This is a genomic window from Arthrobacter sp. B3I9 (assembly GCF_030816935.1).
In the GTDB taxonomy this organism is placed as follows: domain Bacteria; phylum Actinomycetota; class Actinomycetes; order Actinomycetales; family Micrococcaceae; genus Arthrobacter.
The window spans coordinates 1,656,523-1,668,361 of sequence record NZ_JAUSYO010000001.1 but is presented as its reverse complement, the minus strand read 5'-3'; the positions used below and the strand labels follow the sequence as shown (position 1 = coordinate 1,668,361).

Below are 11,839 nucleotides of genomic sequence, written 5' to 3'. Positions count from 1 at the left end.
GCTAGCCGGCAAGCTGACGGTGGAGCTGGCCCAGGCGGGCGAGAACAGAAGCGTCGAGCACTTCGTCACCCACCTGGACACGGATGCCACCGATCAATCCCGGGTCAACGTTCATGTTGATCTTAAGCTCGCGCCCGTAAAGGCCGTTGAGCGCAGCCTGCAGACGACTGGTCTGCGTCTCCGTCAACGGACGGGTGACGCTGACCGTCGCAATCCAGCGCTGTTGGCGCTTGGCTGCAAGCTCCGCGAAACGACGGACGAGCCGGGTTACCTTCAAGCCGCGGGGCTGCGAAACTGCCTGTCCAATGAGGACATTCGCTTCCTCGCTGGCGCCGGGAACGAGCTTTTCGGCGAGGGCAATCTTGGCTGCCGGGTTCGCTTGCGGCTCCGACAGGGCACGCTGCACCTCGTGGTTGGACTCAACCGCCTGGCTGAAGGAGAACAGATCGTTCTCCAGCGCTTCCAGTCCGGTGATTCCCGAGGCAGAGACCGCCGACTTGTTTTCAGCAACAGCGATGACCACCGAAGCGGCAAGGGTCTCGAGTGCATCGCCAATATCCCGAGCGGTTGCCCAGCGTGAGCCGGCCAGTCCGCTCGCGATTTCCACAGCGTCCGCGGAGACTTTTCCGCCGAAGAGCTGTTTGACCAGCGCCGACTTCTCGTCACCGCTACGGGACGGGTCAGTCAGCGCCCGGCGCAAGCCAGCCGAGCTGTCCACCGTTCCCAGGATTCCGAAGAGTTCCTTAGCCAACTGCAGCGATGCGCCGGGAAGCTTGGCTTCCAGGGACACCAGCGCTGCGGCCAGCGATTCGCTCGATACACCTGCCATTACTTAGCTGCACCTGCGTTCTGGTTCTCCAGATCCGCCAGGAAGCGGTCAACCACGCGGGCTGCACGCGCATCATCGTTGAGCGACTCGCCAACGATGCGGCCGGCCAGGGTGGTGGCCAGCGTGCCAACTTCCGAGCGCAGCGACACTACGGCCGCCTGGCGCTCGGACTGGATGGCTGCGTGGGCCTGGGCCGTGATGCGCGCAGACTCCGCAGTTGCCTTTTCCTTCAGGTCCGCGAGGATCTGAGCGCCTTCGGCACGTGCTTCCTCGCGGATGCGGTTGGCCTCGGCGCGGGCGTCGGTCAGCTGCTGCTTGTACTCTTCGAGTGCAGCAGACGCCTCAGCCTGGGCCTTTTCAGCCTTTGCAATGCCGCCTTCAATGGCCTCGGCACGCGCGGCGAAGGTCTTCTCGAACATCGGGACAACGAACTTGACCACGATGAACATGAGGATGGCAAAGCCCACGAGGGTAACGCCCATTTCCCAGAGGTTGGGCATCAGGGGGTTGGCTTCGCCCTCAGTGGCGGCTGAGATGATCAGCTGATTCATATTTCACCCGTCCTTTTCTACTCGGTTCTGTAAGTTCGCTTCGCTCTCAGGACTAGAGAACGAAGGCGAAGACCAGGCCGAGGATGGCGAGGGCTTCGGTAAGCGCAAGGCCGAGGAACGCGATCGGCTGCAGGACACGCTGTGCTTCCGGCTGGCGGGCTACGCCGTTGATGTAGGCCGCGAATACCAGGCCAACACCGATACCACCGCCGATTGCGGACAGACCGTAACCTACGAGGTTGAGATTGCCTTCCATTTTTCTTCCTTTCAAGATGCCACCCATGTGGCAGGTTGTTTGGGTTGCTATCATCCCCGCGAGGGGAAGCTTAAGGGTGCCTAGTGGCTGTCGGCGTGAAGCGCGCCTTCAATGTAGATCGCAGTCAGCAGGGTAAAGACGTAGGCCTGCAGGACCATGATCAGGGCTTCAAGCATGTACATGGCGATGGCGCCGGCCAGGACCAGGACGGAGGTCCCCTTGAGAAGGACGTTCTCCGACATGATGAGGTACTCGATACCGGACCCGGCGATCATCACGATGAGGTGTCCTGCGAGCATGGTCGCGAACAGACGGAGGCTGTGCGTGACGGGCCGGACCAGGAAGTTGGAGATGATCTCGATCGGAATGACGATCGGAAGGATGAACCAGGGAACACCGGACGGTACGGTGGCCAGCTTGAAGTAACGGAGTCCGTTCTTCTTGACGCCGATGGCGATCCAGGTGAAGTAGACAAGGCCTGCCAGTACATAGGCGCCGCCCACGTGCGAGAACGTGGGGAGCTGGAAGAACGGGATGGCGCCGTAGATGTTGTTCACCAGGATGAAGAAGAACAGGCTGAACAGCAGCGGGACGTACTTGATGAAGTCCCTGCCGCCGATGATGTCCTTGGCGATTCCGTTGCGGACGAAGCCGTAGGCGGCCTCGCCGGCGAACTGGAGCTTGCCGGGTACCAGCTGCTGCTTGCGTGCGGCGAGCACGAAGAAGACTGCGATAAAGACGACAGAGAGGAGGACCAGCAGCATCTGCTTGGAGAATCCTTCTGCGGCACCCCACGGCAGGATTGCCGGCAAATGCATTTCGTTAATACCAGGAGGAGTAAACTCTCCTGAATCTTGGGCCGGGAGCGCAAGCGCGATCAACGCGTTTCCTCTCTGCAGTGTCCATCATTGGGCGTTGGGCGGGGACCGGCAGCCTGACGGCCTGCTGTTCCCCCTGTGAAATTATTTGGCATTAGTGTCGCCGTCCTGGGACGGCCCGCTGGCAGCATGGCGCTCCCCAGCGTTTTTGCGAGAACTGGTAAGGCCATGCATGTGGGAAAGGTAAAAACCTCCGACGGCTCCAAGCAGAGCGCCTGCGAGCACAATCCAGCGCGTTCCCCACAGATAATCCAGTCCCCACCCTATCAAACTCCAGACGACGATTCCGCCAACAATGTAGCTGAAGACGGCGATTCCGGCGTTATATCCGCCGTCCTCGCCGTTCGCGGATACGCCGGGGGCACCGGGGGCAGCTTCAGGCCTGGCGGCAGCATTGTTAAGCGGTTTGCGTCCGTCTTTGCGGCTAGACATTGGTGCCGCCTTCGGTGGTGTCGGGGTCGTTGTAGATCTGCAGCCGGGCCTTGCTGAAGCCGTAAATCTCGGCCGCCTGCCAGAGCACAACGGCCACCACGGCGCCGCCGAGGAACCACCGGCCGTTCAGCCAAGCCGGCGCCCCTATCGCGAAAAGGACCACGGCAAAGCCGACCACCTTGATGAAGTAAGTGGCCACGAAAATGCCAATGGCGCCGGAAGGATTGGTGCGGCCGACGAAGTGGCCTACAGCCAGGCTGATGGCGAAGAACGCCATCACCAGGGCTCCGCCGAACAGGGCGGATAGCGCTGAGGGCATCCCCTGGACCAGGAGGGCAATAACGCCCGTGAGCAGCAGTCCGCCGCCGGAGGCCGCCGAACTCAGGGCCAGCAGCCGCAACCACAGGGACTTTGTGGGACCGGAGACGCCAACGGGTCCGTTGCCGGACGGACGCCCGGAATCGGCGTTGGAGGTCATCGAGATCCCAATCGTCGCAAGGTTGGAGCTGGCCAGGCGGAATGCCGGAGGCAGCCGTGCGGCGATAAGCCGCACCTGAATTCTACATGAGATAGAAATGGTTCGTAACGCGGCCGCAGGACGTCATTCGGCTTCGGCCGAGGAACGGGGACCCCGCCCTGGCGCCTTGTCGCGGAGGTAAGGCCAGGCCGTGGCAACGGCCATCACCGCGGTGGCTGCAAGGTCGATGGCCAGGACGATTTGCCACGGGTAGACCACGAAGGCCAGGCCCCCGAACGCGAGCACGCATGTCCACAGGTACATCAGCACCACCGCGCCGCGGTGCGAGTATCCGATGTCCAGCAATTTGTGGTGCAGGTGCCCGCGGTCGGCGGACCACGGCGAGCGGCCCACCGCCGTACGCCGCACCACCGCGAGGCACAGGTCCAGGAGCGGCAGGAAAAGGACCGCGAAGGGCAGCAGGATCGGAATGATGGTGGGAATGCCGTTGATGCGGTCGTAGAGACCGGAGGTGATCTGCCCGGTGGAAACGATGCCGGCCGAGGCCAGGAGCAGGCCGATCAGCATGGCGCCGGAGTCGCCCATGAAGATCTTCGCCGGAAACCAGTTGTGCGGCAGGAACCCCAGGCAGCTGCCCACCACAATTGCCGTCACTAGGGTTGCGAGGTCAGAGCGGTCAAGGATGTCGGCGGTCCGGTGCACCCAGTAGGCCGTGAGGAAGAATGCCGCACCGCCGATGATGGCCACGCCCGCCGCAAGTCCGTCGAGCCCGTCAATGAAGTTAAACGCGTTCATGGTGACGACGATGAGTCCGGCCGTGAGCACGATGCTGGCGACTTCATTCTCAATTTTTAGGGGTTCCGGAATGAACGGAACGATCGACACGCGGACGCCCCAGATGGCCACTACGGCGGCGGCCACCCCCTGGCCGATCAGTTTCACCCACCAGCGCAGGTCAACAAGGTCGTCGGTGAGACCGACCACAACGATCACCGCTGCACCGGCCAGCACGCCCCAGGGTGAGTCGTTGCTGCGGAAGATGTCCTTCACGAAGAACGAGTGGCTGGCGACCACCAGCGCCACCAGGCAGCCTGCGAACATCCCCAGTCCCCCGAGCCTGGAAATCTGGTGCGAGTGCATGTCGCGGCTGCGGATCGGCGAGTACAACTCCAGTTTGTTGCCGGCCAGGCGGGCGCCCCACGTGGCCGCATAGCTCACCGCTGCCGCCGTCAGCATCATGAGCAAGTACATGATCACGGGAGGGCCACCTGCCCGGAGACGTCAGCGCAAGCGGCACCCGGCTGCACATTCCGCAGCCACGGCGTCCGTAGTGGGTATGGAGAGAGGGGTGGCGCAACTTGCCGTGGATGTGTCTTTCGGTAAATGAAACTTCTCCGTCGCCGTGCTCAGGGCAGGCAGTGCGTGGTGCCTGACAGGGCTGTATTACAGTGGACTCTAGTCAAGATACTAATGCCAACGGCCACCTGTCTTCGCGTCACACGGCCCGTCGCCGGCGGGAAAACTCCGTCCGGCCCGCTGAAAGGACCACCGTGATGACCCAGTCGGTTGCAGTTGCCGCCGTGACGTTTGACCGTCCCACGGAGCTTGCCGTTCTGCTGAAGGCCATCAACAACCAGACGGCTCCGGTCCACTCCATTTGCCTCGTCGACAGCGGGACCGTGGCCGCCGCGGACGTCGCCGCGGCACACGGGAACGTGGACTATGTCAGGAGCGAAGCGAACCTTGGCGGCGCCGGCGGCTTCTCGCTCGCCGTGCTGAAGGCGGTCGCCAGCGGCGCTGACTGGATCTGGATGATGGACGACGACGCCGAACCCGCCGACGCCGAATGCCTCGCCACGTTGCTCCGGGAGGCAGAGGCCCGCAACCTTGAGGCGGTGGTTCCGCTGGTAGTCGCCCCCGGGGACCCCGACGGGCTGTCCTTTTTCTTCCGCCTCCACGGCAAGGTCACCCATGAGCGGGCCGAGCTGGAAAAGGTGGGGTTCCTGCCGGATGACGGACACTTCTTCAATGGTGCCCTGATCCGCTCCGACGTCTTCTTCAAGGTGGGGCTGCCGGATATGCGCCTCTTCATCCGTGGCGACGAAGTGGATTTCACGCTCCGGCTGCGGAAGGCGGGCATCCGCTTCGGGACCGTAACCACGGCGGCCATCACGCACCCGCATGCGTTTTCCGAGACGAAGCATGTCTTTGGCGCCCGGTGGCACGTGATCGTCCCGGAAACGGCCTTCAAGCGCTATTACTATTACCGCAACCGCGGGTACCTCATCCGCCGCTACTTCCGCATCAAGTCCCTGGTCGCCGATGTAGGCGGATACCTCGGGTATTTCCTGCGCCGGGGTGATTTCCGTGGCCTGGCCGGCTGGTTTGGAGCCTTTTCCACGGGCCTGCGCGGAAAGGGCTTCGGCCCCCTGGAGGACCAGAAGTTCTAGAGCTGCCGATGCAGCCGGCGGCGGAGCTGCTGCCGGGCCAGCAGGCCCAGCAGCACCCAGGGCTCGCCGAAGACCCGGTACGCCACGCGTTTCGGGTCCAGCAGGAGGCGCCAGGCCCACTCCAGGCCCAGGCGGCCGATCCACCTCGGGGCCAGCTTCTGGAACCCAGCAATCTGTTCGATGGCTCCGCCCACTGTGCAGTAGACCGCCGGCGGCAGTGAGCCGAGGTTGCGTTGGAGCACGTGTTCCTGCAGCGGCATCCCTAGCCCCAGCAGCACCAGTTGCGGACGTAGCTTCCCCAGCCAGGCAACGGCCTGGCCTTCCAGCTCGTCGTTCCAGTCCTCGCCGGGCATGCCGTCCACGCGTGCGTCGGGGACGAGGTCCTGGAGCCGGGCCACAGCCTGCGCATTGGCCTGGCTGCCGGCGCCGATAACGGCTATCCGCTCCAGCCCCTTGACCTTCGCCAGTGTGGGGATCCAGTCGGTGGATCCGAGGCGGTAGTCCATGGCGCGCTCCCTGGCGCCGCCGTCCTCCAGGCCCTTGGCCCAGAGCCACAGCACCGGGGCACCATCGATGAGCACCACATCGCTCTGCCCGTAGAAGGAACGGAAACCGGAATCGGAATGCAGCAGGGTCACGCTGTGAAGGTTGTGGCCCACGACGGTCCTGGTCCCGCCCTCAGCGATGAATCCGTCGAGCACGTCCGTGAGTTCCTCGACGGTCACAGGCGTCGCCTCCACCTCGAGAAAGGGGACGTGCTGGCGCTGAAGGGTCATGCCGTATTGCCGTCCACGTCCAGCAGCTCAGGGACAACTTTCCGCAGGCGTTCCAGGCTGATGGCGCCCTGGCGCACCACGCGCAACGGCAGCCCGGTGGCATCGATGATGGTGGAGGGCAGGGCCTCGGCCTCTTCGGCAGGACGGTGCCCGCCTTCGAGGTAGACCTCAACCGACTCCGCGAGCTGTTCCTGAGCCTCGGCTGCGGTCTGGGCAGCCGGATGTCCGGTGCGGTTCGCGGACGAGACGGCCAACGGTCCGGTGATGGTCAGCAGGTCCTGGGCGATGTCGTCGGCGGGGATCCGCAACGCCACGGTGCCCCGGGTCTCGCCGAGGTCCCAGTCCAGCGACGGCTGGGCGTGAAGAATCAAGGTCAGGCCGCCGGGCCAGAACGCCTCGGCCAGGCGCCTGGCCTCGGCCGGAACGTCGGTGGCGAGCCCGTCGAGGGCGTTGAGCCTGGGAATCAGCACGGGCGGAGGCATTTTCCGGCTACGGCCTTTGGACGCCAGCAGCAGCGTCACGGCCACCGGTGAAAAGGCGTCAGCGGCAATCCCGTACACGGTATCGGTGGGTAAAACCACGCACTTGTTGTCGCGGATGGCCCGCTGGGCGTGCTCAAGTCCTGCGGCGCGCTGCTCAGCTGCCGTGCAATCGTAGCTAGTCGTCACTGCCCTATTCTTTCATCACTTCACGGTTGCTCTGTCTGCGGACCCTAAAGGACCGCGGCTTTGAGGACCGCGCTGGTTGCCCGTTCCTTGCCGTTGAGGTCCAGGTGCGTTCTGATATCAGTCCACAATCCCGTGCGCTCCAGCATGTTCGCGATCCAGGCCGACTGGACTTCCGCATGCTCCATCACGAAGTAGCCGCCTGGGACCAGGAGCCGCGCAGCAGACGCCGCCGCCGCCGTCGGAAGCTCCATGCCGTCCGCTCCCCCACCGTAAAGTGCCTCGGGCGGGTCGTGCAACGCAACCTCCGGCTCGTTCGGGATTGCTTCGGCGGGAATGTACGGGGGGTTGGACACCACGACGTCGAAAGTGCCGTTGTGCTCGGGGAGGGCATTGCGGAGGTCGCCGCGGACCAGATGAACGCCGAGGGGCAGCAGGTTCTTGGCCGCCCAGGCGTGCGCCAGCTCACTGAACTCCACGGCATGGACCTCGGCATCGGGCACCTCGTGGGCGATCGACCCTGCGATGGCCCCGGACCCGGTTCCAAGGTCCGCGATCTTGGGCCGCGCCATTCCGGGCACCCCGTCCCTGCCCTTGAGCCAGTCCAGCACCAGCTGCACCACGGATTCGGTTTCCGGGCGCGGAATGAAAACGCCCGGGCCCACCGCGAGTTCCAGGTACCTGAAGTGCGCCACCCCGGTGAGGTGCTGCAGCGGAATGCGCCGGGCCCGCTCGGCGACGAGGTCGGCATAACCGTCCGGTGCCGGGGAGTCGCCCAGCATCAGGGCGCGGAGCCGGCCCAGCCCGACGCCGAGGAGGTGTTCGGCCAGCAGCTCGGCGTCCACGCGCGGGCTGGGGACGCCTGCGGCCGCCAGCACGGAGGCCGCGTTCCGAACCGCCTCGGCAAGGCTCAGCCCGGGTTCCTCTGTCATCAGCTGCTTCCTTGGGGCTTAGTCGCCGATGGCGTCGAGCCGGGACTGCTCGTCCAGTTCAATGGCGGACTGGATGACGGGTTCCAGGTCACCGTTCATGACCTGGTCCAGGTTGTAGGCCTTATACCCGGTGCGGTGGTCGGCAACCCGGTTCTCCGGGTAGTTGTAGGTGCGGATGCGCTCGGAGCGGTCCATGGTGCGGATCTGCGACTTGCGCTGGGCCGAGTTCTCGGCGTCGATCTGCTCCTGCTGGTGTGCCAGGATGCGGGCTCGCAGCACGCGCATACCGGCCTCGCGGTTCTGCAGCTGCGACTTCTCGTTCTGCATGGCCACCACGATCCCGGTGGGCAGGTGGGTGATGCGAACGGCCGAGTCGGTCGTGTTGACCGACTGCCCGCCCGGGCCGGAGGAACGGTAGACGTCGATCTTGAGGTCGTTCTGGTTGATCTCGAGTTCCTCGGGCTCGTCCACTTCGGGGAGCACCAGCACGCCGGCAGCCGAGGTGTGGATACGGCCCTGGGATTCCGTCACGGGCACGCGCTGGACGCGGTGCACGCCGCCCTCGAACTTGAGCCGTGCATAGACACCCTCGGCCGGATCGTTGGAGTTGCCCTTGATGGCAACCTGCACGTCCTTGTAGCCGCCCAGGTCCGACTCGTTGGCCGAGATCATCTCGGTCTTCCAGCCGCGGGACTCGGCGTAGCGGGTGTACATCCGCAGCAGGTCGGCAGCGAACAGGGCCGCCTCGTCGCCGCCTTCCCCGCCCTTGACCTCGAGGATCACGTTGCGGGCATCGTCCGGATCCCGCGGGATCAACAGCCGCCGCAGCTTGGCCGCAGCCGTGTCCAGCGCCGCCTCAAGCTCCGGAACCTCCGCGGCAAACTCCGGATCCTCGGAAGCCATCTCCTTGGCGGCAGCCAGGTCATCCTGGATCCCGTGCCAGGCATGGTAAGCCTCAACAATGCCGTTCAACTGAGCAGAACGCCGCCCCAACTTCCGGGCCAGCCGCTGGTCAGCATAAACAGCAGGATCCCCAAGCTGCGCCTGGATAGCATCATGCTCATCCAACAGCCCCTGTACGGACTCAAACATTTTCAAACCTCTTTCGACTTGGTTCCAAGTCTAGTAATGCGGCAGCGAAGGTGGGCAAACAGCGAAGCCGCTCAAAATATGCCGGCCAGGGAGTGGCTTCGGGCCTGCCGGAGCCGGGTGGCTGACGATCGCAGATCGTCAACCACCCGGCGGAGGGGCGGGGCCGGCATATTTTGAGCGGCTAGAGCTCAGCTACTTGTCGTTATCGGACTTAGCACCAAGCGTCGTCTTCTGCACCTGCATGAGGAACTCGACGTTGCTCTGGGTCTCCCGGATCTTGTTGGTCAGCAGCTCAAGGCTCTGCTGCGTTTCGAGTCCGGAAAGGACGCGGCGCAGCTTCCACATGATCTTGACTTCCTCGGGGGACAGCAGGTTTTCCTCGCGGCGGGTACCGGACGCGTTGACGTCCACGGCCGGGAAGATGCGCTTGTCCGCGAGCTGGCGGGACAGGCGCAGTTCCATGTTGCCGGTGCCCTTGAACTCTTCGAAGATGACCTCGTCCATCTTGGAACCGGTCTCGACGAGCGCGGTGGCCAGGATGGTCAGCGAGCCGCCGTTTTCGATGTTGCGGGCGGCACCGAAGAAGCGCTTCGGCGGGTACAGCGCAGCGGAGTCCACGCCACCGGACAGGATGCGGCCGGAGGCCGGTGCTGCCAGGTTGTAGGCGCGGCCCAGGCGGGTCATGGAGTCGAGGAGCACGACGACGTCCATGCCCATTTCCACGAGGCGCTTGGCACGCTCGATGGACAGTTCGGCCACCGTGGTGTGGTCGTCCGCGGGGCGGTCGAAGGTGGAGGCAATGACCTCGCCCTTGACGGTGCGCTGCATGTCGGTGACTTCTTCGGGGCGCTCGTCAACCAGCACCATCATGAGGTGGACCTCAGGATTGTTGGTGGTGATGGCGTTCGCGATCGACTGCAGGATGAGGGTCTTACCGGCCTTCGGCGGGGAGACGATCAGGCCACGCTGGCCCTTGCCAATCGGGGCCACCAGGTCGATGACGCGGGGGCCAATCTTCTTGGGGTCCGTCTCGAGGCGCAGGCGCTCGGAGGGGTACAGCGGGACAAGCTTCGCGAACTCGACGCGGTCCTTGAGCTCCTCGGGCGTCTTGCCGTTGACCGAGGTGATGCGGACCAGGGCGTTGAACTTCTGGCGGGCGGACTGCTGGCTGCGGTCCTCGCCTTCGCGGGGGGCGCGGATGGCACCGACGACGGCGTCGCCCTTGCGCAGGTTGTACTTCTTGACCTGGGCGAGGGATACGTAGACGTCGTTCGGACCCGGCAGGTAACCGGACGTGCGGATGAACGCGTAGTTCTCCAGTACGTCGAGGATGCCGGCGACGGGCAGCAGGACGTCATCCTCGGTGACCTCGACGTCGTCGACCTCGGGTCCCTGCGCACGTCCGCGGCGGCGGTCGTTGCGGTCGCGGAAGCGGTCGTTGCGCGAGGTGTTGTCGCGGCTGTCACGGCTGTCGCGGCTGTCCTGCCCGCCGGACCGGTCGTTGCGGTCGCGACGGTTGCGGCGGTTGCGGCGGCTACCGCCGTCGCTGTCGTCGTTGTCGCGGGTGTTGTCGCGGCTGCCGGCAGTTTCGCGGGTTTCCGCGGTATCGCGGCCGCCGCGGGTGCGGGTGTTTTCCCGGCGCTGTCCCTCGTCGCCGCCGTGTTCCGCGCGCTGCTCGGAACGCTCGGCCTGGCGCTGTTCGGAACGCTGTTCGGTGCGCTCGGCCTGGCGCTGCTCGCCGGAAGGCTGCTCAGCGGGCGCCTCGGACGCTGCGGCGCCCTGCTCTGCACCCTGTCCTGCGGACTGGGCTGCGGACTCGCTCCGGCGGCGGTTCCGGGTGCGCGGCTGGCGGGTACGGTCGCTGCCTTCGCTTGCCTGCTCGGCAGGAGCGGCTTCCGGCGCGGCCGACGGGGCTGCTGCCTGGGCCTCGGGAGCAGCGGCGGCCGGAGCCTCAGCTGCGGCGGTGCTGATGACGCCGTCGCTGCCTGCACGGCGGCTGCGGCCACGGCCCCGGGTCCGGGGGGTTTCCTGGGCGGTAGCCTCGGCCGTGGCTTCCGGAGCAGCGGCCGGAGCTGCTGCCTGGGCAACGGTGCCGTTGTCGCTTGCCTTTTCGGCGGCGCGGGCCGGAGCCTTGCTTACCGGGGTGCCTGCGCGGTGGGCGGAAATGGCCGAGACCAGATCACCCTTGCGCATGCGGGATCCGCCGGAGATGCCGAGCTGGCTGGCAAGTGCCTGCAGCTGGGCGAGCTTGAGGCCGGCAAGGCCACTGCTCTTGGCGGGTGCGGCCGATGACGATCCGGCAGCAGAAGATGATGTTTCCACAGCTGAAGACAGCTCAGTGGTTTCGGTCACGAAGGATCCTTCCCCCTCGACGGCGTCCGGGCTAGGAGCCGGACGCGATGATTTGATCTGGGCTGCATTTCAGATCTGCAGCCGGGATTTTCGGCCTTGCCGGATGGATAGCTGCCAGCAAAGCCGGGTACGTGCTTGCACCTGGCGC

At 65.1% G+C, this 11,839-nt stretch carries 13 protein-coding genes; 1 reads left to right on the top strand and 12 read right to left on the bottom strand.

What is annotated here, in order from left to right:
- Position 1: 1 nt before the first annotated feature.
- From QFZ65_RS07850 to QFZ65_RS07820, 7 genes are all read right to left on the bottom strand, one after another.
- A complete protein-coding gene (locus QFZ65_RS07850; protein WP_306909576.1) occupies positions 2–829 on the bottom strand; it encodes a F0F1 ATP synthase subunit delta in 828 nt (275 codons plus the stop codon).
- The gene (locus tag QFZ65_RS07845) at positions 829–1,380 is read right to left on the bottom strand and encodes a F0F1 ATP synthase subunit B (RefSeq protein ID WP_306909573.1); all 552 of its coding nucleotides are present in this window, start codon (positions 1,378–1,380) and stop codon (positions 829–831) included. Before QFZ65_RS07845 ends, QFZ65_RS07850 begins: the two co-directional genes overlap by 1 nt.
- A gap of 52 nt (positions 1,381–1,432) precedes the next feature.
- Positions 1,433–1,636, bottom strand: a complete 204-nt coding sequence (gene atpE, locus QFZ65_RS07840; protein WP_009356484.1) for an ATP synthase F0 subunit C — start codon at positions 1,634–1,636, stop codon at positions 1,433–1,435.
- A gap of 80 nt (positions 1,637–1,716) precedes the next feature.
- On the bottom strand, positions 1,717–2,517 hold the full coding sequence (atpB, locus tag QFZ65_RS07835) for a F0F1 ATP synthase subunit A (protein WP_306909571.1): 801 nt from the start codon (positions 2,515–2,517) through the stop codon (positions 1,717–1,719).
- Positions 2,518–2,598: 81 nt separating this feature from the next.
- Positions 2,599–2,946 (bottom strand): hypothetical protein, encoded by a 348-nt coding sequence (locus QFZ65_RS07830; RefSeq protein WP_306909570.1) that lies wholly within the window; start codon positions 2,944–2,946, stop codon positions 2,599–2,601.
- Positions 2,939–3,424 (bottom strand): hypothetical protein, encoded by a 486-nt coding sequence (locus tag QFZ65_RS07825; protein WP_306912528.1) that lies wholly within the window; start codon positions 3,422–3,424, stop codon positions 2,939–2,941. Before QFZ65_RS07825 ends, QFZ65_RS07830 begins: the two co-directional genes overlap by 8 nt.
- Positions 3,425–3,547: 123 nt before the next feature.
- Positions 3,548–4,681: an MraY family glycosyltransferase gene (locus QFZ65_RS07820; RefSeq protein ID WP_306909569.1), complete on the bottom strand. Its 1,134-nt coding sequence runs from the start codon at positions 4,679–4,681 to the stop codon at positions 3,548–3,550.
- 296 nt (positions 4,682–4,977) lie between these two features.
- Between QFZ65_RS07820 and QFZ65_RS07815 the strand changes: the two genes are divergently transcribed.
- Positions 4,978–5,874: a glycosyltransferase gene (locus QFZ65_RS07815; protein ID WP_306909566.1), complete on the top strand. Its 897-nt coding sequence runs from the start codon at positions 4,978–4,980 to the stop codon at positions 5,872–5,874.
- Here the strand turns inward: QFZ65_RS07815 and QFZ65_RS07810 are convergent.
- The 5 genes from QFZ65_RS07810 to rho all read right to left on the bottom strand — a co-directional run bounded on the left by QFZ65_RS07810 (position 5,871) and on the right by rho (position 11,691).
- Positions 5,871–6,650, bottom strand: a complete 780-nt coding sequence (locus QFZ65_RS07810) for a WecB/TagA/CpsF family glycosyltransferase (protein ID WP_306909565.1) — start codon at positions 6,648–6,650, stop codon at positions 5,871–5,873. The genes QFZ65_RS07815 and QFZ65_RS07810 overlap by 4 nt on opposite strands.
- Complete coding sequence (locus tag QFZ65_RS07805) at positions 6,647–7,318, bottom strand: L-threonylcarbamoyladenylate synthase (RefSeq protein WP_306909563.1); 672 nt, start codon at positions 7,316–7,318, stop codon at positions 6,647–6,649. The genes QFZ65_RS07810 and QFZ65_RS07805 overlap by 4 nt, the downstream gene beginning before the upstream one ends.
- A gap of 44 nt (positions 7,319–7,362) precedes the next feature.
- Positions 7,363–8,247, bottom strand: coding sequence for a peptide chain release factor N(5)-glutamine methyltransferase (gene prmC / locus QFZ65_RS07800; protein WP_306909561.1), 885 nt, complete (start codon positions 8,245–8,247; stop codon positions 7,363–7,365).
- A gap of 18 nt (positions 8,248–8,265) precedes the next feature.
- Positions 8,266–9,339 carry a peptide chain release factor 1 gene (gene prfA / locus QFZ65_RS07795; protein WP_306909560.1) on the bottom strand — a complete coding sequence of 358 codons (1,074 nt, stop codon included), beginning with the start codon at positions 9,337–9,339 and terminating at the stop codon, positions 8,266–8,268.
- A 192-nt stretch (positions 9,340–9,531) separates the two neighbouring features.
- Positions 9,532–11,691, bottom strand: a complete 2,160-nt coding sequence (gene rho / locus QFZ65_RS07790; RefSeq protein WP_306909558.1) for a transcription termination factor Rho — start codon at positions 11,689–11,691, stop codon at positions 9,532–9,534.
- Positions 11,692–11,839 lie beyond the last annotated feature (148 nt).